The 26,379-nt window shown below is 49.5% G+C and carries 22 protein-coding genes; 13 read left to right on the top strand and 9 right to left on the bottom strand.

From position 1 onward, the window contains the following. Window positions 1–280: 280 nt before the first annotated feature. On the top strand, window positions 281–853 hold the full coding sequence (locus FJM74_RS02915) for a carboxylesterase family protein (protein WP_187261062.1): 573 nt from the start codon (window positions 281–283) through the stop codon (window positions 851–853). Between the two features lie 104 nt (window positions 854–957). On the opposite strand, the gene FJM74_RS02910 is transcribed toward FJM74_RS02915, so the two are convergent. After that, window positions 958–2,118, bottom strand: a complete 1,161-nt coding sequence (locus tag FJM74_RS02910; protein WP_187261061.1) for a zinc-dependent alcohol dehydrogenase — start codon at window positions 2,116–2,118, stop codon at window positions 958–960. A gap of 349 nt (window positions 2,119–2,467) precedes the next feature. Here FJM74_RS02910 and FJM74_RS02905 point away from each other — a divergent pair, with 349 nt between their 5' ends. Further along, window positions 2,468–2,797 carry a DMT family transporter gene (locus FJM74_RS02905; RefSeq protein ID WP_187261060.1) on the top strand — a complete coding sequence of 110 codons (330 nt, stop codon included), beginning with the start codon at window positions 2,468–2,470 and terminating at the stop codon, window positions 2,795–2,797. Between the two features lie 61 nt (window positions 2,798–2,858). On the opposite strand, the gene FJM74_RS02900 is transcribed toward FJM74_RS02905, so the two are convergent. The 5 genes from FJM74_RS02900 to rsfS form a co-directional block, all read right to left on the bottom strand. Further along, complete coding sequence (locus FJM74_RS02900; RefSeq protein WP_241738919.1) at window positions 2,859–3,707, bottom strand: hypothetical protein; 849 nt, start codon at window positions 3,705–3,707, stop codon at window positions 2,859–2,861. After that, window positions 3,697–4,467: a UDP-2,3-diacylglucosamine diphosphatase gene (locus tag FJM74_RS02895; protein ID WP_187261059.1), complete on the bottom strand. Its 771-nt coding sequence runs from the start codon at window positions 4,465–4,467 to the stop codon at window positions 3,697–3,699. The genes FJM74_RS02900 and FJM74_RS02895 overlap by 11 nt, the downstream gene beginning before the upstream one ends. After that, complete coding sequence (locus tag FJM74_RS02890; protein WP_187261058.1) at window positions 4,451–5,104, bottom strand: LutC/YkgG family protein; 654 nt, start codon at window positions 5,102–5,104, stop codon at window positions 4,451–4,453. The genes FJM74_RS02895 and FJM74_RS02890 overlap by 17 nt, the downstream gene beginning before the upstream one ends. A gap of 14 nt (window positions 5,105–5,118) precedes the next feature. Then, window positions 5,119–7,254, bottom strand: coding sequence for an ATP-dependent zinc metalloprotease FtsH (ftsH, locus tag FJM74_RS02885; RefSeq protein WP_187261057.1), 2,136 nt, complete (start codon window positions 7,252–7,254; stop codon window positions 5,119–5,121). A gap of 70 nt (window positions 7,255–7,324) precedes the next feature. Beyond that, window positions 7,325–7,699, bottom strand: coding sequence for a ribosome silencing factor (gene rsfS, locus FJM74_RS02880; protein ID WP_187261056.1), 375 nt, complete (start codon window positions 7,697–7,699; stop codon window positions 7,325–7,327). A 49-nt stretch (window positions 7,700–7,748) separates the two neighbouring features. Between rsfS and FJM74_RS02875 the strand changes: the two genes are divergently transcribed. The 8 genes from FJM74_RS02875 to FJM74_RS02840 all read left to right on the top strand — a co-directional run bounded on the left by FJM74_RS02875 (window position 7,749) and on the right by FJM74_RS02840 (window position 17,902). Then, complete coding sequence (locus FJM74_RS02875; RefSeq protein WP_187261055.1) at window positions 7,749–8,498, top strand: biotin--[acetyl-CoA-carboxylase] ligase; 750 nt, start codon at window positions 7,749–7,751, stop codon at window positions 8,496–8,498. Window positions 8,499–8,624: 126 nt separating this feature from the next. After that, entirely contained in the window at window positions 8,625–9,224 is a 600-nt protein-coding gene (locus tag FJM74_RS02870) for a porin family protein (protein ID WP_187261054.1), read from the top strand. A gap of 81 nt (window positions 9,225–9,305) precedes the next feature. Beyond that, on the top strand, window positions 9,306–9,749 hold the full coding sequence (locus FJM74_RS02865) for a hypothetical protein (RefSeq protein ID WP_187261053.1): 444 nt from the start codon (window positions 9,306–9,308) through the stop codon (window positions 9,747–9,749). A gap of 554 nt (window positions 9,750–10,303) precedes the next feature. Further along, complete coding sequence (locus FJM74_RS02860) at window positions 10,304–10,912, top strand: T9SS type A sorting domain-containing protein (protein WP_187261052.1); 609 nt, start codon at window positions 10,304–10,306, stop codon at window positions 10,910–10,912. 125 nt (window positions 10,913–11,037) lie between these two features. Then, complete coding sequence (locus tag FJM74_RS02855; RefSeq protein WP_187261051.1) at window positions 11,038–13,995, top strand: glycosyltransferase family 117 protein; 2,958 nt, start codon at window positions 11,038–11,040, stop codon at window positions 13,993–13,995. An 88-nt stretch (window positions 13,996–14,083) separates the two neighbouring features. Then, window positions 14,084–15,343, top strand: coding sequence for a GWxTD domain-containing protein (locus FJM74_RS02850; protein ID WP_241738918.1), 1,260 nt, complete (start codon window positions 14,084–14,086; stop codon window positions 15,341–15,343). After that, complete coding sequence (rlmB, locus tag FJM74_RS02845) at window positions 15,313–16,158, top strand: 23S rRNA (guanosine(2251)-2'-O)-methyltransferase RlmB (RefSeq protein ID WP_187261050.1); 846 nt, start codon at window positions 15,313–15,315, stop codon at window positions 16,156–16,158. Before FJM74_RS02850 ends, rlmB begins: the two co-directional genes overlap by 31 nt. A gap of 652 nt (window positions 16,159–16,810) precedes the next feature. Next, a complete protein-coding gene (locus FJM74_RS02840) occupies window positions 16,811–17,902 on the top strand; it encodes an AI-2E family transporter (RefSeq protein ID WP_187261049.1) in 1,092 nt (363 codons plus the stop codon). Window positions 17,903–18,229: 327 nt separating this feature from the next. On the opposite strand, the gene FJM74_RS02835 is transcribed toward FJM74_RS02840, so the two are convergent. Further along, the gene (locus FJM74_RS02835) at window positions 18,230–19,306 is read right to left on the bottom strand and encodes a mannose-1-phosphate guanylyltransferase (protein WP_187261048.1); all 1,077 of its coding nucleotides are present in this window, start codon (window positions 19,304–19,306) and stop codon (window positions 18,230–18,232) included. A gap of 2 nt (window positions 19,307–19,308) precedes the next feature. Further along, complete coding sequence (locus FJM74_RS02830; protein ID WP_187261047.1) at window positions 19,309–20,280, bottom strand: KpsF/GutQ family sugar-phosphate isomerase; 972 nt, start codon at window positions 20,278–20,280, stop codon at window positions 19,309–19,311. Window positions 20,281–20,343: 63 nt separating this feature from the next. Here FJM74_RS02830 and recQ point away from each other — a divergent pair, with 63 nt between their 5' ends. Together recQ and purD are read left to right on the top strand one after the other, a co-directional pair. Beyond that, window positions 20,344–22,524 (top strand): DNA helicase RecQ, encoded by a 2,181-nt coding sequence (recQ, locus tag FJM74_RS02825; protein WP_187261046.1) that lies wholly within the window; start codon window positions 20,344–20,346, stop codon window positions 22,522–22,524. Window positions 22,525–22,702: 178 nt separating this feature from the next. Next, on the top strand, window positions 22,703–23,998 hold the full coding sequence (gene purD, locus FJM74_RS02820; RefSeq protein ID WP_187261045.1) for a phosphoribosylamine--glycine ligase: 1,296 nt from the start codon (window positions 22,703–22,705) through the stop codon (window positions 23,996–23,998). A 153-nt stretch (window positions 23,999–24,151) separates the two neighbouring features. Here purD and FJM74_RS02815 read toward each other — a convergent pair whose 3' ends face one another. Continuing rightward, entirely contained in the window at window positions 24,152–24,568 is a 417-nt protein-coding gene (locus FJM74_RS02815; RefSeq protein WP_317175532.1) for a BrxA/BrxB family bacilliredoxin, read from the bottom strand. 812 nt (window positions 24,569–25,380) lie between these two features. Here FJM74_RS02815 and FJM74_RS02810 point away from each other — a divergent pair. Further along, complete coding sequence (locus tag FJM74_RS02810; RefSeq protein ID WP_187261043.1) at window positions 25,381–26,319, top strand: T9SS type A sorting domain-containing protein; 939 nt, start codon at window positions 25,381–25,383, stop codon at window positions 26,317–26,319. Window positions 26,320–26,379: the final 60 nt, after the last annotated feature.

The following is a 26,379-nucleotide window of genomic DNA, read 5'->3' as shown; positions in this document are numbered from 1 at the left end:
GGGCAACCGCCAGGACCTGGTCCATAACTGGTGGCATTCGAAATTAGAAAATACGTTGAAGAGCAGCAAAGACCTCCGGAGGGGCAAAAATATTAGAATAATTTCCGGATGGCGGGCTTTGCTCAGGCAGGAGGAGGTACTGCTGGTTTGTAAAGGCCCCACCAAATAATTTGTATTAAGTAACATCGGTAATAACCCGTAAAAATGTTTTGGAAGATTTTAACCGTGTTGGCAATGCTCTCCCTGCTGTGGTTGCCTACGCCGCAGGCACAGGACCAGAATGTTCCTGAACCCGGAGTACCGTCAGCAATTCCCGGCCATTGTGGTGTTCCCGCAGTGCCCGAAGGACTCTTACTGGTCTAACGTAAATATCGTGACCGACGAGAAAGGCAAGCGTGCTTTCAATTTCAGGGAGGAGAAAGAAGAACCGACCAAGGCCATGCGTGCGCTGCTTGCGCTGGTTCAGGATCTGGAGAAATCGGGATCGATAGATAAAAAGCGCATGTTCCTGGGTGGCCTATCTATGGGAGGCATGGGCACGTTTGAACTGCTGCGCCGCGAGCCGAGGACGTTTGCAGCCGCTTTCCCGATCTGCGGCGGCGGGCACCCGGCCGGGACCAAAGCGTATGCTAACAAAGTGCCGCTCTGGGTGTTTCATGGCGAAGTAGATGGTATTGTGCCGGTAGAGAAGTCGCAGGTAATGGTAGATGCCATTCGGGCTGCTGGCGGCAATGTGAAGTTTACCGTGTACCCAGGCGTAAACCATAACAGCTGGGATTATGCTTTTAAGGAACCGGATTTGCTGTCCTGGCTGTTTTCGCACAAGAAAAAAGGCTTCTTAGGAATTTTATGAATAACCGGTCTTTCAAAGCATAAAAAATCCTGCCGAGAGCAGCTCTTCAGCCAAGTGCAAGAGTTACTTCCGGCAGGATTGTTCTATTAAAACAGGCATAGGTTTTACGGCTTCAGCACCACTTTCATGCAGTTGTCTTCTTTTTTGTTGAAGATGTCGTACATGCGGGAGGCTTCGCTGAGCGGCACATTGTGCGTGATGATATCGTCGAGGACTACTTTGCCATCCCGCACCAGTGCTATCAGGTTATCGATGTAGCGGTGCACCCAGGCCTGGCCGCCCATCAGTTTAATGCCTTTGTCGAACCACTTGTACACCGGGAACTTGTAAGGTGAGCCATATACGCCCACCACGGTTACGGTACCACCACGGCGCACGGCGCTCAGGCAGCTTTCCAGGGCATCTATAGAGCCTTTCTCCATCTGGATTACGTTCAGGGCCTTGTCCAGTACGCTGCGGTCGGCTTCCATGCCCACGGCATCTACACAGACATCAGCACCATAGCCCCCCGTCATCTGGCGGATCACTTCTACAGCGTCTACATCAGCAGCGTTTATTACTTCCGCATTGGCACTGTCGCGGGCTATGTTCAGGCGGTATGGCTGTATATCCACCCCGATCACGCGTCCCGCTCCCTGCAGCCAGGCCGATTTCATGGCCATCACACCTACAGGTCCGCAACCCCATACTACCACCGTTTCACCGCCTTTCAGCTCGGCCCAGTCTATGGCAGCCCAACCAGTCGGGAATATATCTGTCAGAAAAAGCACTTGCTCATCCGTGAACCCTTCGGGAACAATGCGTGGGCCGTAGTCGGCATAGGGCACGCGCACCAGTTCTGCCTGGCCGCCACTGTAGCCACCATACAGGTCGGTGTAGCCAAAAAGCGCGGCTCCGGCGCCCTTGCCTTTTATGATATCCCCCTCCGGGCCATAGGTTTTGTGGTTGGAGTTTTCGCAGTGCGTTGGCAACTGCATGTTGCAGAAGTGGCAGGTACCACAGGAGATCGGGAAAGGCACCACTACCTTGTCGCCTCTTTTCAGGTTTTTTACGCCCGGGCCCACTTCCTCTACAATCCCCATAAACTCATGGCCGATAACCATGCTGGTGGGCTGCGGAATCATACCGTTATAGATATGAAGGTCGGAGCCGCAGATGGCGGTGGAGGTTACCCGGAGAATAGCGTCGCGCGACTCTTCGATACGCGGATCTTCTACTGTTTCTACCCGTATGTCTTTGGGTTTGTGAAAAACAACTGCTTTCATAGTTTATATTTTGTTTGAATAATGATACTATGTGTAAACGGGAAGTGAGAAGATGTAGTTGTTGATTGGAAAATGTGGCTGATTTGGAGATTTGAAGATGCGAGGTGTTTGTAGGCGACAGCTATACTTACCGGAGCAGCAGAAGCAGAAGCTCGGGAGGGCCTGTTTTATTGGAATAATTGTTCAGCAGGCAATGTAGGCCGGTTCAGGTAATTGGCGGTGAGCAGGAAGCCTTATTTACTAATTTCGTAACTTTAGCGGCTGGTACGCCTGTCTGAAGGCTGGCGCAGGAGGCTGCGCTTTTGTTTGGCAGGCCTCCTTCCTGAACTCTAACATTTAACTTCTAACAATGAACGTAGCGTGGTTATACCTGATTCTGGCTGGCATCTGTGAGATAGGCTGGGCATTTGGGCTCAAATACAGCGAAGGTTTTACAAAGCCGGTGATAAGTGTGGTAACAGTGGCTGTAATGATCGTCAGCTTTATATTGCTTGCCCAGGCCATGAAAACGCTGCCGCTGGGCACGGCCTACGCTATCTGGACGGGCATAGGTGCGGCCGGCACTGCTATTCTGGGCATGTTTTTTCTGGGCGAGCCCAAAGACATCATGCGTATTCTCTGCCTGCTCATGATTGTAGCAGGCGTGGTGGGGCTTAAGTTCTTTTCGGAGCAGCAGTAGCAGCAGAGGCTCCGGAGGGGCTTTTTGATTGGAATAATTTGGTTTTTCCTGGTAAGACGAGCTACGGCACGAGCGTGTAGATCTCAACTTCCTTATCGGTGAAGAGGTAGAGGTGCCGTTTGCCGGCCAGAGCGTTGAGGTATTTTTTGCCGGCTGGCAAATTGATGCTGCGTATCTGCTGCTTGAACAGGTCGTAAAAGTGGAGTTTGCCTTCTTGCAGGTAATACAGCTCGTTCTCTCTGAAGCCGAAGGTGGTAAGGCCGGTAAAGGGCAGCTTTGACTTGTAGTTGCCGAGGTTATCGAATAGGAAGATGCCTCCGTTCGCATCAAGCATGTACAGCATGTTCTGGTACTCCCGCAGCAGGCGCACGTCCAGTCGCTCCTTTTCAAGGATCAGTCCCAGCGAGGTTTCTATGGTAGCTTTGCGGAAACGCTGGTCGAGCTTGCTCAGCGTAAAATCGGACTCGTTGTAGAGCCAGAAGCTGTCGTCGGAGGAAAGGGTGGCGGCTCTGATGGTGCCGGTATAGCCATAGTCGGCAAGCGAGGTTTGGGAAATAGGGCGCATGAAGCGGTCGAGAAGCATGATTTCCTGCCTGTCCTGGTAGAACAGGAGTACCTTCAGGGGGTTCCAGGCTTCTACGCTGGCGGGCCTGCCCTTAAATGGGGGCGAGAAGACCACCTGCACCTGGCCCAGCGAGTCGAGTTTGGTCAGGTTCCGGTTCTTGTCGAGGAGGTAAATGCTGTTGTTCCGGTCTATTGAGGCAACCGTAGGCGAGCTGATGGCAAGGCTATGGCTATACTGCAACTGGGGTACCCGCACCTGTTCCTCCTGCTGGTCTTGCGCCAATACGGGCATGGCGCACAGCAGGGGCAGGCAGAGCAGCAGCGCCAGCAGCCTGTCAGGCTTCAAAATGTTCGAGGGTAATCGATTCTCCGTCATACACAGCGTAAGAGCAAAAATTGACCCATTCTCCTAGGTTGATATAGCGGCTTTTATCACCTATCGGTAAGTCGAGGGGCAGGTGGCGGTGCCCGAACACATAGAAATCGTGATGCTGCCGTGCCTCCACCTCTTTGCAGTAGTGCACCAGCCACTCATCTTCACCCAGAAAGGCCTCATCTTTTTTTGTGTTGTTGATGCGACTCCTTTGCGACCACATATTGGCCACCCCGATGCCCAGGTTGGGGTGCACACGCGCAAAAAGCCACTGGCAGGCTTTGTTGTTAAACACCTGCTTCAGTAGCTTGTAGGTATGGTCGCCGGGGCCTAACCCATCGCCGTGCCCAATATAAAAAGTTTTATCGCCAATTTTAGTAGAAATGGGCTCCCTGATAATGGGGATGTTCAGTTCTCTGGGGAAGTAATCGAACATCCACATGTCGTGGTTGCCGGTGAAGAGGTAAATCGGAATGCCTGCGTCCGTAAGCTCGGCCAGCTTGCCCTGCAGCCGGATAAAACCTTTCGGGATGGCATGCCGGTACTCGAACCAGAAGTCGAAAATGTCGCCTACCAGGTAGATGCACTGCGCATCCTGCTTTATCTGGTCCAGCCAGCGCACGATCTTTTTTTCGCGGGCGCTGCTCTGTTCGGCAGAGGGGGCTCCCAGATGAAAATCGGAAGCAAAGTATACTTTCTTACCTGGTTCCAGCTTTCTACTGTGCAAGGTCATCAATCAGGAAAAGTACCAGGTGCTTGGGGCCGTGGGCTCCCAGCACCAATGTTTTTTCAATATCGGCGGTGCGGCTCGGCCCGCTCACCAGCGAAACCATAGATGGGTAGCTCTCCTGGTGCCTCTCTTTCAGGATTTGCAGCCCGTCCTTAATGTCGGGTACCAGCTGGCTGGCGCGTGCCACCACCATGTGTGTGGCAGGGTATATGCCCAGGCGCCTGCCGCCAGCATTGGCCGAACTTACCAAGATGCTGCCGGTGCGGGCAATCAGGGCCTCGCAGGTTGTGAGGCCCGCTGATTCGGGGTCGGCGATGAAGTTCTCCTCGCCCTCGTTGTGCTCAATGCCAGCATGATAAAGGATATGTTTCAGGTTAGGCTCCCACACAAACAGGTTCTGAATGTTATGCTCGCGCTTAAAGGCGTACAGCTGGTCAAAAAAGTCTTCTTCCGATTCGCAGTAAATAAAGAGGCCACTGTTGGCAATAAACAACTGCGCAAACTCCACCGACAGCTCTTCCGACGGAGCGGAGTGCAGGGGAGAGGTAAAATCAGGCGTAGGAGGCAGAAAAGGCGCTGATTTAGCCAGCGCCTCTCTTACTCTTCTTAAAACTATTTCTTTTGATTTTGCTTCGTACATGCAAATTGTTTCTGTTATGCAATGCGGGAGTTGGCAGAAGTGCTCTGATCGGTAGAGGAGCCATTTCCTGTTAAGGGAGTGCCTGGCACTATACCTTCTTCCTGCTCCGGATGCTCGGTAAGGCCGCGCTCCTGCGGATGCTCCTGGTCTACCTCGCTTTTGGTTTTGCTACGGTCGGTGCCGGCTGTGTGCGCCTGGTACGTAGTCAGCTCCTCAAACGGACGCTTTCCCACCAGCCGCTCCAGGTCGCTCTGGAACAGGATCTCTTTCTGCAGCAACTCCTGCGCTATGATTTCCAACTCTTTACGCTTATCGGTCAGTAGCTTAATAGTGCGCTCGTAAGCGGTTCCTATAATGGCACGTACCTCGTTATCTATTGTTTCGGCAGTTGCTTCTGAATAAGGCTTATTAAAAGAATAATCAGAGCTTTGCTTGGAGTCGTAGAAGGAGACATTCCCTATTTTAGTGTTCATGCCATACATGGTTACAATGCTGTAGGCCATTTTGGTAATTCGCTCCAGGTCGCTCAGAGCGCCGGTAGAAATCTTGCCAAACACGATCTCTTCTGCGGCACGTCCACCCAGGGCCATGCACATTTCGTCTATCAGCTGCTCGGTGGTGTACAGGAACTGCTCTTTGGGCAGGTACTGCGCATAACCCAGGGCGGCGACACCTCGTGGTACGATACTTACCTTTACCAATGGATCGGCGTGCTCCAGGAACCAGCCAGCCACCGCGTGGCCAGCCTCATGGTAGGCCACAATCTTTTTCTCGCCCGGAGAAATGATCTTGTTCTTTTTCTCGAGGCCTCCAATCACCCGGTCGATGGCATCGTTAAAGTCCTGCTGGTCTACCGCTTTTTTGTTGCGGCGGGCAGCAATAAGAGCTGCTTCGTTACACACGTTGGCGATCTCAGCACCGGCAAAACCAGGCGTTTGAGCGGCCAGGTTTCTGGCATCTACGTCTGCTGCCAGCGTAATCGGCTTTAAGTGAACCGCGAAGATCTCGGTACGGCCATTAATATCCGGCTTATCGATGCTGATCTGGCGGTCGAAACGACCCGGACGAAGCAGGGCAGAGTCGAGCGTGTCAGGGCGGTTTGTGGCTGCCAGTATAATAACGCCCGAATCGGTGGCAAAACCATCCATCTCCACTAAAAGTGAGTTCAGGGTGTTTTCGCGCTCGTCGTTGCCTCCTGGCTGCTGTCCGCGGCTACGGTGGCGGCCAATGGCATCAATCTCATCAATAAAGATAATACAAGGGGCTTTGGCTTTTGCCTGCTTAAACAGGTCGCGCACCCGTGCGGCACCCACGCCCACAAACATCTCCACAAAGTCGGAACCGGACAGCGAGAAAAACGGCACGTCGGCCTCGCCGGCTACTGCTTTGGCAAGCAGGGTTTTACCTGTTCCCGGAGGGCCAACTAACAAGGCGCCTTTGGGTATCTTTCCACCCAGAATCGTAAACTTGGACGGGTTCTTGAGGAACTCCACGATCTCCTGTATTTCTTCTTTTGCTTCTTCGAGGCCAGCCACATCCTTAAACGTAATCTTTACCTTGTTCTCTGCATCAAAGAGAGCTGCCTTGGATTTGCCGATATTGAAGATCTGACCTCCTGCGCCACCGGCTGTTACGCGGCGCATCAGGAACCAGAAACCGAACAGCAAGAGTATGAAGAAGCCCCAGGTGGCAAAAAAGTCCATAAAACCGGTTCTGGAAACCACGTTATAGGGTATTTGCTGCTCTTTGGGCATGTTTGCCTGTAGCTTGTCCAGGTCCTCCTTAAATATTTCCGGCGAAATAATGTTGAAGTGGTAGTGCGGCCCCTGCTGCCCCATGGCAAAGTTGCCACGCCCATCCAGCTCTGATTTGTACTTGTCGTTGCTCAGCGCCTCCTCCTTCAGGTACACCTCCACCAGGTTGTTGTTCACGATATCTACTTTGCGGACATCGTTGCTGAGCAGCATTTCCTCAAAGGCTTGTTGTGATGATTCTCTGGAGGCGCTGCTCTTGTTGAGGTACGTAAGCCCGAAAATAAGCAGAATCAGCACGGCCAGCATCCACAGCTGCATAGTTGGCCGGGGCGGGGTGTTCGGAATGATCGGCTTTTTCTTTTTATTGTTATTGCCTTTATTATTATTCTCTGCCATGAATGTTTAATTACAGTTAATTAAAAACATCAGCCAGATCGAATTGTTTTGAGCTGGCTGCATTAATAGACTAAGCAGGCTGAATATGTTCTATGCGGGCATCGCCCCAAAGTTCTTCCAGTGCATAAAATTCCCGCTTGTCTTTTAAGAATACATGTGCCACCACGTCCACATAATCCAGCAATATCCACTCTTTGTTGGTGCGGCCCTCCGTTTGCCAGGGGTTCTGGTGGGTGGCCTTGTATACCACTTCTTCTATAGAGCTTGCAATAGCATCTAGTTGCGTATCTGAGCTGGCGGATGCTATGACAAAGTAATCTGATACAGCATTTTTGAGGGATTTAAGATTAATAACGACAATATCGGCTGCCTTCTTCTCCTGCATGCCTTTTACGACAATATCTGCCAATATGTCTGAATTAACCTCAACCTTGGTTTGTTTCATTTGTGCTACTTAAATTTGAAATACAAAAGTATAAAATTTTGCTTACTATATGGTGCCTAATACGCTGTTTATGGGCCGGCAGCAATATTTCCTGCCGGTTTGTGAATCTACTAACACAGAGGCCCAAAAGCTTCTCAACAAAAATGAAGCCACAGAGGGCTGTGTCGTGCTCTCTTCCCGGCAAACAAATGGTCGCGGGCAGCGGGGCAACAGTTGGGAAGCAGGTCCCGGAAAAAACATGACACTTTCGGTGGTGTTGTTTCCTTCCTTTTTGCCGGTCAGGCAGCAGTTTTATCTCAACATAGCCGTTTCGCTTGCCGTGCTGGACCTGGTACGCGAGCAGGGGCTGTCGCAGGCCCAGCTAAAGTGGCCCAACGACCTGTATGTTGAAGATAGAAAGTTAGGCGGGATTTTAATAGAAAACACCATAAGTAGTCAGATATTACAACATAGCATTGCCGGAATTGGTTTAAATGTGAATCAAACTACTTTCTCCTCGCCGGTCGCCACCTCGCTCGCTTCGGCCTTACAACGTGAGCTTGACCTGGATAGTGTGGTGTGCCGCATGCTGGAACACCTGGAGAAGCGCTACCTGGAGCTGCGTGCCGGCAAGCTGGCCAAGCTCAAGTTCGACTACCTGCAGGTGCTGTACCGCTACCAGGAAAAACACTCTTTTCTGGTGCAGGGCCAGCAGGTGCCGGGGCAGATACAAGGCGTAGACGAAGAAGGCAGGCTGGCAGTGGAAATTGAGCAGGAACTGCGGTTTTTTGCGTTTCAGGAGATTGGTTTTGTGATCTAATGCTGGTGCTTTAAATTGAATTTCCTGTATTTAGTAAATTCGTTGGTGCGGTTACTTGTCATAATCGATAATTTGCTGCAGGTTTATTACTATTATCTGCAAGTTGCCAACAATAAGCTTGTAAAAATGATAAAAAAAGCTATTTTATTCGTACTATTCGTAGTGCTAGCTCATCAGAATTTTGCTCAAACAAGCTATGGCATCAAGGGTGGGTTTAATTGGGTAAGGCTTAATGTAAACTCAGAAGATCCGTATTACGAAAAATGGGGCTATCCCTACAAACCTGCCTTTCATGTTGGGCTTTACAGTAAGTACAACATGAGCGAAAGATTCTCTGTTAATCCAGAACTCTTGTTTTCAAACAAGGGCTATATTAGTAATAATACTTCTGAAGGTGCCAAAGTTTACAGCCACCTAAACTATTTGAATTTGCCCGTCATGGCAGGTTTGAAGTTGTTCAAAAGAATGGATCTATTATTCGGACCTGAGTTTGGATACTTACTCAACCGTGGAGCTAAATACAATAAGGAGCAATATAATAGGTTTGACGCGGGGTATGCTTTAGGAGCCAATCTTCATGCTGGCGAAAAAGTCTATATTAGCTTTAGGTATAGCTATGGCTTAACATCAGTAATTAATCCCGATAAATCTCAACCGCCAGCAACGGAGAAGGTAAGCTTCCAGAACCAATCCTATCAATTCTCTATTGGTTATAGGTTAAAATAAATGTTGTGAACAAAACTCATGACGCATTTAAATGCACCATAGCCGATTCGTTAGTGGCAATTGGAACAACAAAAATAAAAAATGAAAAAGTGTATTCTTCTTACCCTGTACTCTTTGGTGATGCTATTTTCTTTGTCATGTAAGAAAATAGATGAAGTTAACCCTAAAGATGAAGAAATTCCTGTTGAGCTCTCAGGAAGGTGGATTTTGCAGAGAATGGAGTTTCTGAACGGGCAACCGCCGAAAAATAGGCCAGTATCTGAGGATATTGTAATGAAATTTGAAGATGAAAAACTTGAGAAGTTTGAAGGGGCTACTGCAAATAATGGTGTTAAAGGTGAATTTAAACATCTTGGTGAAAATAGGATACAGGTAGTGGAGTTTGCATATACTTTAGCCGAGGACACGGAGTGGGGGAATAGATTCTTTTCAGTTATGCCAAATGTTAATCAATACTCTGTAACAAAAAGTAAAGAATTGATTCTGCAATCTAACAATGAAAAGCTAATTTTTAAAAAGGATTGATGAAGGTAAGAGGAAGAGAGGAACTCCTCTTACAAAGCGCAGTCTTATCCTTTACTACCCAACAGGCTTCGGCTGTACAAGTAGCACTACATCCTATCTGATCTTTCCTCTGCCGGTGTTAAATCAGTAGTAACGCCTCCGGAGGCCCTTTTTTATTCAAATAATTTGATTTTTCCCCAGCTACAATTGCCGCTCAAAGAACAACTGCAGGAGAGCCTGAAAGGGACGGCATCTGCAGAGCGGTGCAAAGTCCGATGCCGGGGAGAGGAGTTGTAGTGATAATTGCCTTATTTGAAGAGCAGGCAAAAAATAGGATAGCTAAAAATCTATATTATTTTTTTGTGATGCATGAACCCGGATAATAACAGGCATTATTCTTGTTATTGAATTCTTGCCGGCGATTTGGCTGAACAAAAAAGGAATTATCAATTGTTTGGGTTTTTGCTGGCAACTATTTAAAAATACAGCATTTAAATTGCCATGATTTTAGCTATCTTTGATAGATTAGATCGAACGGTGGCTAAAAGCTCAAAGATGAGGCTCTGAATATGAAGATGAAGACTTTTACTAAATTATTTTTTGTAGTGGCGGTGCTGGGATCGCAGCTAGCCGGCTTTGCTGTAAATGCAGGCGGCTACCTGAGAGATGCCAATAAGGAAGGTATTTCCCCCATCTACAAAGGTTCTGCCTCCGACTGGAAACAAGTGACAGAAAGGCAGAGTGCCCTGAACGTGTCGGCACAAAACGCACGGCCTACCTTCGTTGTTAAAGACAACAGCCATACCTGCTCCAAAATCTATGCCTCGGCAGTAAGTTCTGCTTTTCATGCCTATGAGCCCTCCAAATCTAACAAAAGCTTTTATGCAACGGTTACGTTGGCCAGCCTTATGGCAGGTCCAGAGCAGAAGGTGATGCCCTCTATCAACGCCTACCCGAACCCGTCAAGAGGCATTACCCGCCTGTCGCTGACACAGGTTGGCAATGATAATCAACACTATAAAATCAAGATTTCGAACACGATAGGTAAAGTGGTGGCTGTAAAGGAACTTTCTACCCTCGATGTGGACGTGGATATGTCGAGCCTGCCGGCTGGGGTGTATTTTTACAGCCTCCTGGTAAACGATAAGATGGTGGAGACAAAGCGCCTGATCCTTCAAAAATAAACGTACTGTACGTTTCGTTACAAAAAAAGCCGGCCCATAAGGTCGGCTTTTTTCATATAAATTTACAAAAGTGCGTGGGCGCTTAGCTTTATTTCTTATTTTCGGGGCTGAATTCAAATCTAGTTATGACGGATTATCGGAAGATAAACAACCTGGTTGGCTGGGTCGTGTGTTTAATTGCGACTACAGTTTATGTTTTGACGCTGGAACCAACAGCAAGTTATTGGGATGCGGGTGAGTTTATTGCCTGCTCGTACAAATTACTGGTACCGCACCCGCCCGGGGCGCCGTTTTATCTTCTGGTAGGCCGGATCTTCTCGATGTTTGCCAGCGATGTGAGCCAGGTGGCCTGGTGGGTAAACCTGCTTTCAGCCCTTTGCAGCTCTTTAACCGTTCTTTTCCTCTTCTGGTCTATCACTATTCTGGCCCGCAGAATTATGTTTAAAGAAGGGGAGCCTGTGGTAGGCACCGGCAACATCCTGCTGATAATGGGCAGTGGTGCCGTAGGAGCGCTTGCCTATACGTTCACAGATTCGGCCTGGTTCTCGGCGGTGGAGGCCGAGGTGTATGCCATGTCGTCTTTCTTTACCGCCATCGTTTTCTGGGCAATGCTCCGCTGGGAAAGCAAAGTTGGCCAGTCACTCTCTGATAAATGGCTGATCCTGATTGCCTACCTCGTAGGCCTGTCTATTGGCGCTCACTTACTGAACCTGGTCACTATTCCGGCCCTTGCCTTTATTTATTATTTCCGTCTTTACAAGCCAACTTTCTGGGGCGGTGTAGCAGCCTTTCTGATAAGCGCCGTTATTGTAGTGGCCATTCTGTGGGGAGTTATTCCGGGGCTGCCGTCGCTGGCCGGAAACGTGGAGGTGTTCTTTGTCAATTCGCTTGGCCTGCCCTTCGGCTCCGGCATTATCGTGTTTGTTGCTTTGCTAGTAGGAGGCATCATCTGGGGTATCCGTTACTCCATCCTTAAGGGCAACAGAATGCTAAATACCGCCATCCTTTGCTTTACCTTTATCCTGATCGGCTACTCTTCCTACATGATCATCCCGATCAGGTCCGGCTATGATCCCACTATCGATGAGAATGACCCGGAAGATATCATGAGCTTTGTGGCCTACCTGAAGCGGGAGCAGTACGGCGACCGTCCGTTGCTCTACGGCCCGCAGTACAATGCCCAGCCGGTAGACCAGGAGGAGGGGGCTCCCCGCTACGTAAAAGGCAAAGATAAATATGTGACAACCGGTCGGAAGCTCTCTTATGTGTACGACAGTAAAGACAAAACTATTCTTCCGCGCATCTACAGCGATAAAAAGCAGGACCTGGAAGAGTATAAGAAATGGGTAAATATACGGGAGGGGCAAATGCCAACCTTCGGGCAGAATATGAGCTTCCTGTTCCGGTACCAGCTCGGGCATATGTACTGGCGCTACTTCGGCTGGAATTTTATAGGCCGTGAGGGCGATGTGCAGAATTCGGGGGTGCTTTGGTTTAACAAAAATACCGGCGACCTGCCGGCCAAAGTGGCAAACAACAAAGCCAGGAACGCGTTTTATATGCTTCCGCTGCTGGTGGGCATTTTAGGGCTCATCTACCAGATCCGGAAAAAAGAGCAGGATGCATTTGTGGTGGGCTTGCTGTTCTTCTTTACCGGCATAGCCATTGCCCTGTACCTGAACCAGCCGCCCCTCGAGCCGAGGGAGCGGGACTATACCTTTGCCGGTTCGTTCTATGCCTTCTCCATCTGGATAGGCCTGGGCGTGCTGGGGCTGGCAGACCTACTCCGCACTGTGCTCCGGAACCATACTGCCAGAGCTGGTGTGGCTACAGCTGTTTGTCTGGCGGCACCTGTCATTCTGGCTGCTGAGGGCTGGGACGATCACGACCGCTCTGACCGCTACCACTCCGTAGACTCGGCCAAGAACCTGCTCGACTCCTGTGCCCCCAATGCCATCCTGTTCACCAACGGCGACAACGATACGTTCCCGCTATGGTATGCGCAGGAAGTGGAAGGCTACAGAACCGATGTGCGTGTGGCCGTACTGAGCTACCTGAACACCGACTGGTACATAGACCAGATGAAGCGTCAGGCCTACGAATCGGACCCATGGCCGGTGATACTCGAAAAAGAGAACTACCAGCAAGGCACCAACGACTACCTCCCTTACGCCGAGAAGCCACAAGTGGCAGCCGGTATCGACCTGAAGCAGTTCATCAGCCTCGTAAAACAGAACCACCCTGCCCTGCAGGCGCAGTATGGCTCCGGCACCACACTGCTCACGTTCCCGACCAAAAACTTCTTCCTGAACGTGGATAAAGCCCATGTACAGCAGTTAGGGTTTGTACCGGAGGAAAAGCAGCAAATGATAACCGACCGGATGCAGTGGCAGGTGAGCCAGTCGCTGCTCGAGAAGAAGCACCTGATCATCCTCGACCTGCTGGCGAATGCAAACTGGGAGCGGCCTATTTATTTCTCCACTACCGTAAACAGCGCCGATTTTATGGGGCTCTCGGAGTACTTTCAGCTGGAGGGGCTGGCGCAGCGCATTGTGCCGGTTAGGTTCTCTCAGGATGAAGAAATCAGCAACATACACAAGGAGGTGATGTACGAGAACATGATGAAGAAGTACAGCTTCAGGAACTTCGACAGGGCAGATATCTACTACGACGACAACTACTACCGGTTCACCGCCAATGCCCGCGACAAGTTTGCCAAACTGGCCGAAGCTTATCTTGCTGACGGAGACAACGTGCGCGCAAAAGAAGTGATAGACCACTGCTTTACCGTGCTTCCGTTCGAAACCGTGCCATACGACTATTATACGCCAAACTTTATTCCGTTGCTGGCCGAGCTTGGCGAGGAGGAACGTGCCACAGCCTTAATGGAAGGAATTGTGAAATCATCGCAGGAGAACCTGGATTATTATTTTGAGAAAGGGTCTTTGTTTGAGATGGAAATCCAGACCAATATGCTCATGATGCAGCAAACCATAGCGGCCGCGCAGGAAATGGGAATGCAGGACAGGGCTATGCAGCTGCAGGAAACCTTTATGCAATACCTGCAGCGCATGCGCCGTTAAACAAAGTAGTGCATAAAAGAGTAAAAGAGCCAGACTATCTAATAGCTGGCTCTTTGATTTTAAGGGTTGTATTTATAACTTGGTTTTGATGAAAATAGGAACCTTACTTTCCTTTCTGACTTGCTTGCTGCTGGCTTCGTGCGGGTCTAACATACCCATGGGGCAGATGTCGGGAAACAGCGCGCCTATGCGGGCATCGTCGGCTACCAGAAACGTGGCTCCGCATGTGGCCATGCAATACGATCACTATACGGCCCAGGACACACTCTACCTGTATGTAAAGTTTAATGATGCCCACCAGGTGCTGAATGTGCAGCGCATCGCCACCCGGTTTGAGTACACGGTAAGGCCTGGCGCTACCGAACGGGATGCCGTGCTGCTCCGCGATTCGGTACAGGTTACGGGGCAGCAGCGAGCGAACCCGGATGGCAGCCTGCTGCTCCGGCTTAAAGTGCCCCGCCAACTGGTAACTGCCCCCAACATACTGCAGATGCGCCTCTGGCAGAAGGCAGGTTCGCAGGGACATGTCTCGTCTTTTTATACTTTGCCTTTGCAGCCCGACCTGCTGCACAAAGATTTTATGCTGCTGGAAAAAGAAACCGGCGCGCCTTTGTTCCGATCTTATGTAAAAACAGGGGAGGCGGTGCTGGCAAGTTACTACGGCTCCGACAGCACTTTGCAGGTGCAATCGTATAGCAATGCCCTTATGCCGGCTTTGCCGCCCATGTCTACCCGGCAACCACCACCGATTAGCGCTATACAGCCTGTCGATACAACTGCCTACAGTGTTGGCGACACCATACGGTTCCAGAACCCCGGCCTTTACCTGATCTCGGGTAGAGGAGGCGCCTCTGTGGGGCTGCTGGTGCGGCAGGGTACCTTTCCGCAGATAACCATGGCCAAAGAGATGCTGCCCCCGCTTATTTACCTCACCACCTCGGAAGAGCGGGAAGTGATCATGAAATCGAAAGATCCGAAGGCCGCCATCGACGATTTCTGGCTGAAGGTGGCACGCGACAAGGAGAATGCCCGCCAACTGATCCGGACGTTTTATACGCGGGTAGAAGAGGCGAACAGACGCTTTACCTCCCATAAAGAGGGCTGGGCCAGCGACCGTGGCATGGTTTATATTATCTATGGCAGGCCAAGCAACGTGAGCCGGGTGGGCACCACCGAAGCCTGGATTTACCGGGAGTCGGCCTCTATGCCTTATATTAAGTTCGTTTTTAACAAAAAAGAGAATAACTTTACCAACAATTACTACGAGCTGATACGGCGCCGCGAATACGAGGAGAACTGGTACAGCACAGTTTCAAAATGGAGAGCAGGAATAACAGAGAATATGTAAACCCCCGGTACGGTAGCCCCAGAGCACCGAAGGAAGACAAAATGGAAATGATCTTTGGCCTGAGGCCGATCATCGAGGCCATGCTTGCGGGTAAAGTAATGGAGAAGATCTTTCTTCAGAAAAGCGCCAGAAACCCGATGACGGATGAAATGCTGGAACTGGCCAAAAAAGCGGATGTGCCGGTAGCCATGGTGCCTATCGAGAAGCTCAACAAGCTTACCCGCAAAAACCACCAGGGTGCGGTTGCCTATATTTCTGCCATCACGTATCTGCCTTTGGCCGAAATCGTGACTTCCTTGTATGAAAAAGGCAAGAACCCGCTCCTGCTCATCCTGGACCGTATTACGGACGTGCGAAATTTCGGCTCCATTGCCCGGAACGCCGAATGTATGGGCGTAGATGCCATCGTAATCCCAAGTCGTGGCGGAGCGCAGGCAAATGCCGACGCCATTAAAACATCGGCGGGCGCTTTGCACCTGGTGCCTATCTGCCGCGAGCCCAACCTGAAAGACGCCATCGAGTACCTGAAGAACTCAGGCATACAAATAGTAGCCTGTACCGAAAAAACAGACCTGATGCTGCCCGACAGCCAGGTAGACTTTACGGTGCCTACCGCCATTATCATGGGCAGTGAGGAAGACGGCATATCGCCGGAGTACCTGAAGCGAGCCGATGCCAAGCTCCGCATTCCGCTGCTTGGCCAGATTGGTTCCCTCAACGTATCGGTAGCAACGGGCATTATTTTGTACGAAGCCCTGAGCCAGCGCCTCCGCGAAACCGGCTACTCCAACCTGAACACTTTTGAGCCAAGGTGATTTTTTGAGTTAGAAAGTTAGAGAGGTTAAAGTTAAAAAGTTTAAAGCCCCTCCGGAGCAGCAGCAGTAGCAGCAGCTCCGGAGGGGCTTTTTCATTCAAATAATCCATTCCTCAAAAAGGTCTGCTGATTTTACTCCCCGGTTCTGTCCCCGGACAGAACCTCCGTTTGCAGAACAGAAAGCCATTTCTGCTTTAGGAAAGTGCGCTGTCCCCGGACAGCGCAGGGAGGCGTAATAAGACGGAATCAGCTAAAAGTGGTATAAATACATCCACCTCATCCTTAAATCCTGATAATCCTGATTCAGACAAAAAACAGCAGCAGCAGCAACAGAAACCTCTGGAGGGGCTTTTTCATTCAAGTAATTGGCTACTTGCTACATACCAGATGCCAACCTTTGATCATCCTGATTTTAAAAAGGTAAACAATATCAAGTCAACCCTGCTTTCTTTAGGTATTACCGCAGATAACAGCTACAGATGGCAGCATAGGCAGACTCCTGAAAATCCAATTCATAAATCGCGATTAACAGCAGTTTTCCTGATCCTGTGCTGGTGGCACCTTTTTTACTAAGTATTACCAGCGATCTGCGGCTTAAACATGTTCCTTTTTCTGCCATACACGTTTCAAAGCCAAACCTTCAGCTCAATCTTATGAACACCGAAACGCAGGAGCCTTTTTATAAAAAGACCACTACCATTTTATTCGGCCTTATCCTCTTTGTGTATGTGCTTTACATACTGGCTGATTTCCTTGTGCCCCTTGCTTTCTCCGGGCTATTTGCCGTGCTCCTGAACCCCCTGTATGGCAGGTTCCTGAAGCTGAGAATTCCGAAGGTCATCTCCATATTGCTAACCCTGCTGCTGGCGGTTCTGGTGCTGGGCGGTATTCTGTATTTCCTGTCTTCGCAGATTATTCAGTTTGGCGAGATGCTGCCTGTTATGAAGGAAAAGTTCGGGCAGATACTGACCGACCTGGAGACCTGGATTGCCCGAACCTTCGGCATTACGCTGGATAAGCAGGCGCAGTACCTCAACGAGGCGGCCAGCAGCAACAAAGAGCTGTTAGGCCGTACCCTTAGCGGCGCACTCGGCTTGTTTAGCGTGGTTTTTCTTATTCCGGTATATATTTTCCTGCTCCTGTTCTACAAAACACTCCTCCTGAATTTTATTTACGAAGTGTTCTCTAAAGAAAGCTCAGAGAGTGTGGCAGGTATACTGCAGGGCACAAAAGCCGCGATACAGAGCTATATTGTGGGCCTGCTGATAGAGACTTTTATTGTGGCCGTCCTGAATTCGGCCGCCCTGCTGCTGTTGGGGGTGGAGTATGCCATCCTGCTCGGGGTGCTGGGCGCCATCCTGAACCTGATTCCCTATATTGGAGGCATTGTGGCCATCCTGCTGCCTGTCATCATGGCAACCATTACCAAAGATGGGTATACCACACAACTGGCCATCGTGGCGGCCTATAGTGTTATTCAGTTTGTAGACAACAACATCATTGTGCCGCGTGTCGTGTCTTCTCAGGTGCAGATCAATGCCCTTATTTCGATTCTGGCCGTTTTGCTTGGCGGTTCGCTCTGGGGCGTCTCGGGCATGTTCCTGTCTATCCCGTTTGTGGCCGTGCTCAAGATCATCTTCGATCGCATCGAAGGCCTGAAACCCTGGGGCAAGCTGCTGGGCGATGAGATCCCGGTCCGGCTAATCACCATGGACTGGAGCAGAAGGAGCAGGCGCAAAAGCTAAAGTGCTGACCTGATAAATATTGGGTGGCAAGGCATGGCCCGCAGCAGCAGCGCCTCCGGAGGGGCTTTTTGATTGGAATAATTTGGTTGTTAGTTGCTGATTGTTAAATTGTTGAATGGCTAAATTGTTGATTGGGAGATGCGAAGATGAACCGTAAAACATCATTCAGCTCTCAGCTAATTAAAAATCCTGGGGCCTAAATCGTGATACGTTATACCTAATTCGGGACACAAAAACCTCAGTACTTGTATCCTGTGTGTGGCGTCTCAATAAAAAGCCCCTGCAAAAATTAAATCTGCAGAGGCTTTTCCGTGGAAGAAGTAAACTTTAAATATAGTTGGGGCCTCGTTTGGCTTTGGCGTCGGCCATAAACTCTTTTACCTTCTGCTCTTCGTCTTTGGAGCAGATCATGAGCACATTATCGTACTCGGCAATAATGTAGTTCTCTAGCCCCTGCACCACTACCAGTCGCTCTTTGGGGGTTTTAATAATGCAGTCTTTCGTGTCGTAGAGGAGCACGTCGCCATCTACTACGTTGCCGTCTTTCTCTTTCTCACCGATGGTGTAGAGCGAGTTCCAAGTGCCGAGGTCAGACCAGCCAATGTCGGCCAGCAGCACGTATACATTGTCCACTTTCTCCATAATGCCATAGTCTATCGAGATGTTGCGGCACTGGGAGTAGGCTTTGGCGATAAAGTTGCTTTCTTGGGCTGTGTTCAAAAACGTGTTTCCTTCCTCAAACACCTCCGAAATCTCAGACAGGTGCTGCCTGAAGGCATTCAGAATGCTTTTGGCGCTCCAGATAAAAATGCCGGCATTCCAGACAAAGTCGCCACTGTCGAAAAACATTTGCGCCAGTTCCAGGTTTGGCTTTTCGGTAAAGGTCTTTACCTTTTTTATGTCGCTGCCGTCGTTGTCTATGTATTGGATGTAGCCGTAGCCAGTGTCGGGGCGGCTGGGCTCAATGCCAAGGGTAATCAGCACATCGTCTTTTGCCGCTGCGGCCAGCCCTTCCTTTACAACGCTGGTAAACACCTCCTCCTTCAGGATAACGTGGTCTGAGGGCGTAACCACCAGGTTGGCCTCCGGGTTTAACAGCGCGATTTTATGAGAAGCATAGGCAATGCAGGGCGCTGTGTTACGGCCTATCGGCTCCAGCAGAATCTGGTTGTCGGTTAGTTGCGGCAGCTGCTCTTTTACCAGCGCCTCGTAGTCTTTATTCGTAACCACAAAGATGTTCTCGGGTGGGCAGACATTCTGAAAGCGCCTTGCCGTCATCTGGAGCATGCTCTCGCCTGTTCCCAGCACATCATGAAACTGTTTAGGGTAGTTTGTTCTGCTGAACGGCCAGAACCGGCTCCCGATGCCACCAGCCATAATGACTACAAAGGTGTTTTTATCCATAGCTATACAAGTCCTTCTTTTAAGAGATCGTGTAGGTGGACGAAACCTACGAATTTATCTTCAATAGTAACTACTAATTGTGTTATATTCTTATCCTGCATAATGGCCATGGCCTCTGCCGCATACTGCTCGGGCTCGATCGTGCGGGGAGAGGGCGTCATGATGTCGGTGGCGAGTATACCTTCTAAGGAATCAAATTTATTGAGCATACGGCGCAAATCGCCATCCGTTATAATGCCAACCAGTTTGTTGGTGCCGGCAGCCACTACTGCCGTAGCTCCCAGGCGTTTAGAGGATATCTCGATGATGATTTCTTTCAGCGACGCCCGCTCGTGCACCTGCGGCGCTTGATTATGAACATAAATATCACCAACTTTAAGATAGAGCCTTTTGCCGAGGGAGCCGCCTGGGTGCAAAGTGGCGAAATCGGCGCTGCTGAACCCGCGGGCCTCCAGCAGGCATACGGCCAGGGCATCGCCCAGGGCCAGCGCCGCGGTGGTGCTGGTGGTAGGCGCCAGGTTAAACGGGCAGGCCTCCCGCTCTACGTGCGCTTTTAAAATAAAGTTAGCGTTCAGGGCCAGGTAAGAGCCTGTGTCCGAAACCAGTGCGGCCAGTTGGGAGCCTTTGCGCTTGAGGAGTGGCACCAGTACTTTTATTTCGGGGGTATTGCCGCTTTTGGAGATGCAGATCACAAAATCTTCCGACTGGATCATGCCCAGGTCGCCATGAATGGCATCGGCGGCGTGCATAAAAAGGGCAGGGGTGCCGGTGGAGTTCAGGGTGGCCACAATTTTGGTGGCGATGTGGGCGCTTTTGCCGATGCCCGTCACCACCACACGGCCTTTTATCTGCAGAATGGCTTCGACGCATCTTACAAACTCTTCGTCGATAAAATCGGCCAGTTTGGCGATTGCACCGGCTTCTGCCTGCAAGACTTTTTTTGCAGATAAAATGATGTTATTATTGAGATTCAAATTAAATTTGTGTTAAGGTCTCCGGTAAGGAGGCGTTGTAAATATTCATTTTTCGCCAGGGTAATGTCAATTAAACAAGAGGTAAATCTCAAAAACAAATTAAAGGAAGTTTTTGGGTATAATCAATTCAGGGGTAATCAGGAGTTGATAATAAATAATATTATCAACCGCAAGAATACCTTTGTGATTATGCCAACAGGTGCGGGCAAGTCGTTGTGTTATCAGCTTCCTGCTTTGTCGCTTCCGGGAACTGCCATCGTCATTTCTCCCCTTATTGCCCTGATGAAAAATCAGGTGGACCAACTGAACGCTTTTGGGGTAAACGCCCACTTCCTTAACTCTACGCTCTCCAAGTCGGAGATCAACAGGGTAAAAAAGGAGACACTTACCGGAGAGGTGAAGCTGCTGTATGTGGCGCCTGAGTCGCTTACCAAAGAAGACACCATCGAGTTTCTGCGCAGTGCCCATATTACGTTTGTTGCCATCGACGAGGCGCACTGCATCTCGGAGTGGGGCCACGATTTCCGGCCGGAGTACCGCCGCATCCGGGGCATTATCGACCAGATCGGTGACCTGCCCGTAATTGCCCTCACTGCCACCGCCACACCTAAAGTGCAGCTCGATATACAGCGCAACCTGCAGATGGATGAGGCTTCTGTGTTTAAATCCTCTTTTAACCGCACCAACCTCTACTACGAAGTACGGCCCAAGCACAATACCAAAAAGCAGCTGATACAGTATGTTAAGAGAAACAAGGGAAAAAGCGGCATCGTATATTGCTTAAGCCGTAAAAAGGTAGAAGAAATCGCGGAACTGCTCCGCGTAAACGATGTGAAAGCGCTGCCTTACCATGCCGGCCTCGACTCTAATATCCGGATGGCAAACCAGGATGCATTCCTGAACGAGGAAGCTGATGTGATTGTGGCTACCATTGCCTTCGGCATGGGCATCGACAAGCCGGATGTGCGGTTTGTGATCCATTACGACACCCCAAAGTCAATTGAGGGGTATTACCAGGAAACCGGGCGCGCCGGCCGCGACGGAATGGAAGGCAACTGCCTGATGTTCTACAGCTACGACGATATTATAAAGCTTGAGAAGTTTAACAAAGACAAACCCGTAACGGAGCGCGACAACTCCAAGTTGCTGCTGCAGGAAATGGCTGCCTATGCCGACTCTGCCGTGTGCCGGCGCAAGCAACTGCTGCACTATTTTGGAGAGGCCTATGAGAAAGACTGCGGCTTCTGCGATAACTGCCTGCACCCGAAACCACGCTTTGAGGCGCAGGATGAAGTGCAGCTGGCCCTGAAAGCCGTACACCTGACCGGAGAGCGCTTCGGGATAGACCATATCACCGCCGTGCTGACAGGCTTGCGCAATCAGTATGTAGCTAGCTACGACCACGATAAGCTGGAGGTGTTTGGCAAAGGCAGAGAGCAGGACGCCCAGTTCTGGAGCTCAGTGCTGCGCCAGGTCCTGTTGTCAGAGTATTTAGAGAAGGATATTGAAAATTTCGGTGTAGTGAAGATGACACAGAAAGGACACGACTTTATTCAGAACCCACATCCGATTCAACTTACAAAAGATCATAACTACGAGCAGGAAGTGAAAGAGGACGAAGAGAAAGAGGAAACGCAGGCGGCGGCCGGACACGACGAGGTGCTGTTCGACCTGCTGAAGAACCTGCGCAAAAAGCTGGCCAAGGAGAAGGACCTGCCGCCGTACGTGCTGTTCCAGGACCCGTCGCTGAAAGAGATGGCCACCACTTATCCTACGAACAAAGAGGAGCTGGCGCAGATCGGTGGTGTGGGCATGGGCAAGGTGCAGAAGTTCGGCAAGCCCTTCCTGGACCTGATCAGCAAATACGTAGAGGAGAACGATATTGTGACGGCCTCTGACGTGGTGGTGAAAACTACCGTAAACAAGTCGAAGATCAAGATCTACATCATTCAACAGATCGATAAGAAAGTGGACCTGGAGGAAATAGCCAGCTCTAAAGACCTGACCATGCAGGAGCTGATAGAGGAGATCGAGCACATCTGCTACTCCGGCACCAAGCTGAACCTGAATTACTACATCAACAACCTGCTAGACGATGAGCGGCAGGAGGAGGTGTACGATTATTTTCTGCAAGCCAAAACCGACAACATAAACGCTGCCCTCAAAGAACTGGGCACCGACGATTATACCGAAGAGGACCTGCGCCTGATGCGCATTAAGTTCCTCTCTGAATATGCTAATTAAATTGTTTAACTGCTGAATGGTTAAATTGTTTATGGGTTGAGTTGCTGAGTTAGATAGACTTTTAATACATATCTATACCTTTAAACAGCCAACTAATTTTAAAGCTATCAGCTCAATTAATTAACAAGTAGGTCATTTAACAAGTAAGCAATTCAACAATTTAACAATTAAGTACAGAATGAATGTATTAATTATTGGATCTGGTGCCCGTGAGCACGCCATTGCCTGGAAGCTGAGTCAAAGCCAGTATTGTGAGAAAGTGTTTGTGGCGCCCGGAAATGCCGGTACGGAAGAGTTTGGCACCACCGCCTGTGTAGATACGCACAACTTTGAGGAAGTTGCCAAGTTTGCCACCGATTTCAATATCATGATGATTGTGGTGGGCCACGAAAATGCACTTGTAGAAGGTATCCACGACTATTTCCAGAGCACCGAGTACCTGAAGCACATCCTGATCATCGGGCCTCGCAAAGCGGGTGCCATGCTCGAAGGAAGCAAAGACTTCTGCAAAATGTTCCTGGAGAAATATAACGTGCCCACGGCCAGGTATAAGGCTTTTACAGAAGATACCTACCGCGAGGCCGTGGAGTATGTGCGCAACCACGCGTACCCGGTGGTGATTAAGGCCGATGGGCTGGCAGCTGGCAAAGGCGTTATTATTGCCCAGAATTTTGATGAGGCCCTGGATGCCCTGGAGTCTTTGTTGCGTAACAAGCGCTTCGGCAATGCCAGCAGCAAAGTGGTGATAGAAGAGTTTCTGACAGGCATAGAAGTGTCGGTGTTTATTCTTACCGATGGCAAAGAGTATGTGCTGCTGCCGGAGGCAAAAGACTATAAGCGCATAGGTGAGGGCGACACTGGCCTAAACACAGGTGGCATGGGCGCTATTTCGCCGGTGCCATTTGCAGACGATGTGTTTATGCAGAAAGTGAAAGACCGTGTTATAAAACCTACGCTGGAGGGGCTGCAGAAAGAGAACATTCCGTACACCGGTTTCCTGTTTATAGGCTTGATAAGTGTAAACGGCGAGCCTTACGTAATTGAGTACAATGTGCGCCTGGGCGACCCTGAGACAGAAGCTATCCTGCCACGCATCAAATCCGACCTGTTCGACATGTTCTGCGCCCTGCACGAGCACCGACTCGGCAGCTTTCAGCTGGAAGTAGATCCGCGCACGGCCGCCACTGTGTTCCTGGTTTCAGGCGGGTATCCGGAAGGTTTTGAGAAAGGCAAGGAAATCAGCGGCATTGAGAACGTGGGCGATGAGGTGATGGTATTTCATGCAGGCACCAAAAAAGTAGGCGACAAACTGACCAATAACGGGGGCCGTGTAATAGCCGTTACAGCCCTGGCCGACACCATGGATGAAGCCCTGGCAAAAGCCAATGCCGCCGCAGAAAAAATAACCTGGCAGGACCGCTACTACCGCCACGACATCGGCTTCGACCTGAGGACAAGCAGTGTAGCCAGGTAACTTTAAAAGCAATTTGTGTCAAAAACGACAGAGGCCGGTGCTAGCACCGGCCTCTGTCGTTTTTGATAAATCAATTCGTGTTCAGAAATAAGGCTATTATATTTTACCGGTCATTTCTAATTTTGAATTTGTAATTTTTAATTGGGCGAAGCCTTAGCAGTACGCGTCGAAGGCACCTTTCAGGTTGTCTACGATGCGGTGCAGTTCATTGCCCTCGATGTGGTAGCGCTCGATCATGTGCACCAGTTCGCCGTTTTTGAACAGGGCGATAGAGGGGGATGACGGAGGGTAAGGCAGCATGTGCTCCCGGGCTTTGGCCACCGCGTCCTGCTCCATGCCGGCAAATACAGTTACCAATTTCTCCGGGCGCTTCTCGCTGGCAGCTACAGCCATTTTAAGAGCCGGACGAGCCTTTGCAGCCGCACAACCACATACGGAGTTAACGGCAACAAGTACAGTGCCACTATCAGCGCCTAAAACCTGCTCTACTTCTTCGGCAGTCATTAGTTGTTCAAAACCAGCCGAAGTAAGATCCTCACGGATAGGAGCCACCATATATTCAGGATACATTGCCATAAATTCTAGATTTTAATAGTATTAAATATTTGTCGCTACAAAAGTAGCAAATTATCTGTTATAATGCTTGCGCAGTTTCCTGCGCTAAAGCTGACTTTTATTTATAAGGCCTTTAGCTGTAGCAGGTTATACTGCAACCTCTGAACAGCTAAATAATCATAAAAATTCCGGACGAACAGAAACATATAGCAAAGGTATAATAAACTTGTTACACAGCTCAGATGTAACGCATAGCACGCTATGCAAATGTGTAACAGCAGAAGGCTTTAAGAAACTCTAAGTACATCCAAGTAAACTTTGTCGGACAGAAGCGTAAATGGTCGATCAAAAATAATTACAAATTACGTTGCCCTTGCTGCGTGTTTTCACCAGCAGGCAAATCGGGCCAAATGAAGCGAAAAGCCTTATTTAGCAGTTTTTTGCTAGAGATAGCTTAGGCTGAAAGATGGAAAAAAATTATATTTAATTTTGAGTAGGTACTTAATTATTCTAATGAAAAAGGCCCTCCGGCGTCTTTTAACCCCTGTCCCCTGGTCCTTCATACACCAGAAATCAGCTGATTGTACTTAGCTGCCATAACCTTGCAGAACAGCAATAGGTAAGTTTCTGCTTTTGCACTTTTAAGACTTGAAATTATATATTATTTGTACTATATTTCCAATGCATTAGCTTTAGTCATTCATGGTTTAGTCAATGATCTGGTCCCTCTCCCTCAGTTGGCAGTTATCTGCCTGCAGATGCAAGCCATAGAGAAGTAAGCATATCAGAATTGAATACGTTTATGTTCCAAATATACCCTTTATCTCATGAAGCAAGGTTTACCTAGTATTTCACGCAACAAGTCTCTTCTGCTTCTGCTCCTTTACCTCTGTATTAACATAAACAGGGTGCAGGCCCAGGAGCAGCCACGGCCCTACCAGTCCATCTTTGGGGAGAAATCTACTGAGTGGAATGTGATGTCTGGCTATTGTGATGCAGTTGGCACCATGACCTTAGAAACCAGCGACACTACTGTAATAAACGATAAGGAGTATGTAGTAGTGTCTGGAAATTCTGAAAATCCCTTCAGCTCCAGAAATGAGGATTTTCTGCGGGAGGACACCAGCACAGGCCGGGTTTGGGCGTACGACGAGCGTAGCAACACTGAACTACTGCTTATGGATATGACCCTTGAACCCGGAGACAAATTTATGCTTTACCAGTGGGATCTTACGCCTGTAGAGGCCATAGTTAGCGAGGTGTATTATGAAAATAATCTAAAGCACATCCGTTTCATGCAGCAAGATGCCTGGATCGTAATATGTGCTGGTCTTGATGTTCCCCTTGAGTTTATTGAAGGTATTGGACCCAATACTGGCTTTTTCCACTATCAGAACTTTTTTCAGGGCATAATCAATTCATATGTTTTGTGCCATTTTAAAGATGGCGAGAGGGTATATACCGGTGAAAAAAGTGGAGGAGCGTGTTATATAACACAAACATCGATTACTGATGATGCTAAGGCAACAGCTGTTGAAGTGTATCCTAATCCGGCTGCTGATGATGTGAGGGTAACTTTTAACAACTCCAGGCAGGAGCGGGTAGAGCTGGTGCTCCTGGATGTGCTTTCCCGCCCCGTACAACGCCTGTCAGGAAGCGGCTCTGAATTTCAGCTGCGGCTCCAGACGGAGCCTTCCGGAGTTTACTTTTACAGGCTCCGCCTGAACAACAGACAAATTGCCTCCGGAAAAATAATCAAGAAATGAAAAAAGATAGGGGCAAAGTGTACTACGAAAAATCCTGGCTATAAACGTATCTGAGCTTAT

It is taken from the genome of Pontibacter beigongshangensis (assembly GCF_014332515.1).
Taxonomy (GTDB): domain Bacteria; phylum Bacteroidota; class Bacteroidia; order Cytophagales; family Hymenobacteraceae; genus Pontibacter; species Pontibacter beigongshangensis.
Note: the sequence above shows the minus strand (reverse complement) of the source record. Positions and strands in the feature narration are given on the sequence as shown.

Excerpts from the sequence above, each read along its gene's own strand:
- FJM74_RS02915 (WP_187261062.1), top strand. The coding sequence starts at position 281 with ATGTTCCTGAACCCGGAGTACCGTCAGCAATTCCCGGCCATTGTGGTG.
- FJM74_RS02910 (WP_187261061.1), bottom strand. The coding sequence starts at position 2,118 with ATGAAAGCAGTTGTTTTTCACAAACCCAAAGACATACGGGTAGAAACA.
- FJM74_RS02905 (WP_187261060.1), top strand. The coding sequence starts at position 2,468 with ATGAACGTAGCGTGGTTATACCTGATTCTGGCTGGCATCTGTGAGATA.
- FJM74_RS02895 (WP_187261059.1), bottom strand. The coding sequence starts at position 4,467 with ATGACCTTGCACAGTAGAAAGCTGGAACCAGGTAAGAAAGTATACTTT.
- FJM74_RS02890 (WP_187261058.1), bottom strand. The coding sequence starts at position 5,104 with ATGTACGAAGCAAAATCAAAAGAAATAGTTTTAAGAAGAGTAAGAGAG.
- ftsH (WP_187261057.1), bottom strand. The coding sequence starts at position 7,254 with ATGGCAGAGAATAATAATAAAGGCAATAACAATAAAAAGAAAAAGCCG.
- rsfS (WP_187261056.1), bottom strand. The coding sequence starts at position 7,699 with ATGAAACAAACCAAGGTTGAGGTTAATTCAGACATATTGGCAGATATT.
- FJM74_RS02875 (WP_187261055.1), top strand. The coding sequence starts at position 7,749 with ATGGTGCCTAATACGCTGTTTATGGGCCGGCAGCAATATTTCCTGCCG.
- FJM74_RS02870 (WP_187261054.1), top strand. The coding sequence starts at position 8,625 with ATGATAAAAAAAGCTATTTTATTCGTACTATTCGTAGTGCTAGCTCAT.
- FJM74_RS02865 (WP_187261053.1), top strand. The coding sequence starts at position 9,306 with ATGAAAAAGTGTATTCTTCTTACCCTGTACTCTTTGGTGATGCTATTT.
- FJM74_RS02860 (WP_187261052.1), top strand. The coding sequence starts at position 10,304 with ATGAAGACTTTTACTAAATTATTTTTTGTAGTGGCGGTGCTGGGATCG.
- FJM74_RS02855 (WP_187261051.1), top strand. The coding sequence starts at position 11,038 with ATGACGGATTATCGGAAGATAAACAACCTGGTTGGCTGGGTCGTGTGT.
- FJM74_RS02850 (WP_241738918.1), top strand. The coding sequence starts at position 14,084 with ATGAAAATAGGAACCTTACTTTCCTTTCTGACTTGCTTGCTGCTGGCT.
- rlmB (WP_187261050.1), top strand. The coding sequence starts at position 15,313 with ATGGAGAGCAGGAATAACAGAGAATATGTAAACCCCCGGTACGGTAGC.
- FJM74_RS02840 (WP_187261049.1), top strand. The coding sequence starts at position 16,811 with ATGAACACCGAAACGCAGGAGCCTTTTTATAAAAAGACCACTACCATT.
- FJM74_RS02835 (WP_187261048.1), bottom strand. The coding sequence starts at position 19,306 with ATGGATAAAAACACCTTTGTAGTCATTATGGCTGGTGGCATCGGGAGC.
- recQ (WP_187261046.1), top strand. The coding sequence starts at position 20,344 with ATGTCAATTAAACAAGAGGTAAATCTCAAAAACAAATTAAAGGAAGTT.
- purD (WP_187261045.1), top strand. The coding sequence starts at position 22,703 with ATGAATGTATTAATTATTGGATCTGGTGCCCGTGAGCACGCCATTGCC.
- FJM74_RS02815 (WP_317175532.1), bottom strand. The coding sequence starts at position 24,568 with ATGTATCCTGAATATATGGTGGCTCCTATCCGTGAGGATCTTACTTCG.
- FJM74_RS02810 (WP_187261043.1), top strand. The coding sequence starts at position 25,381 with ATGAAGCAAGGTTTACCTAGTATTTCACGCAACAAGTCTCTTCTGCTT.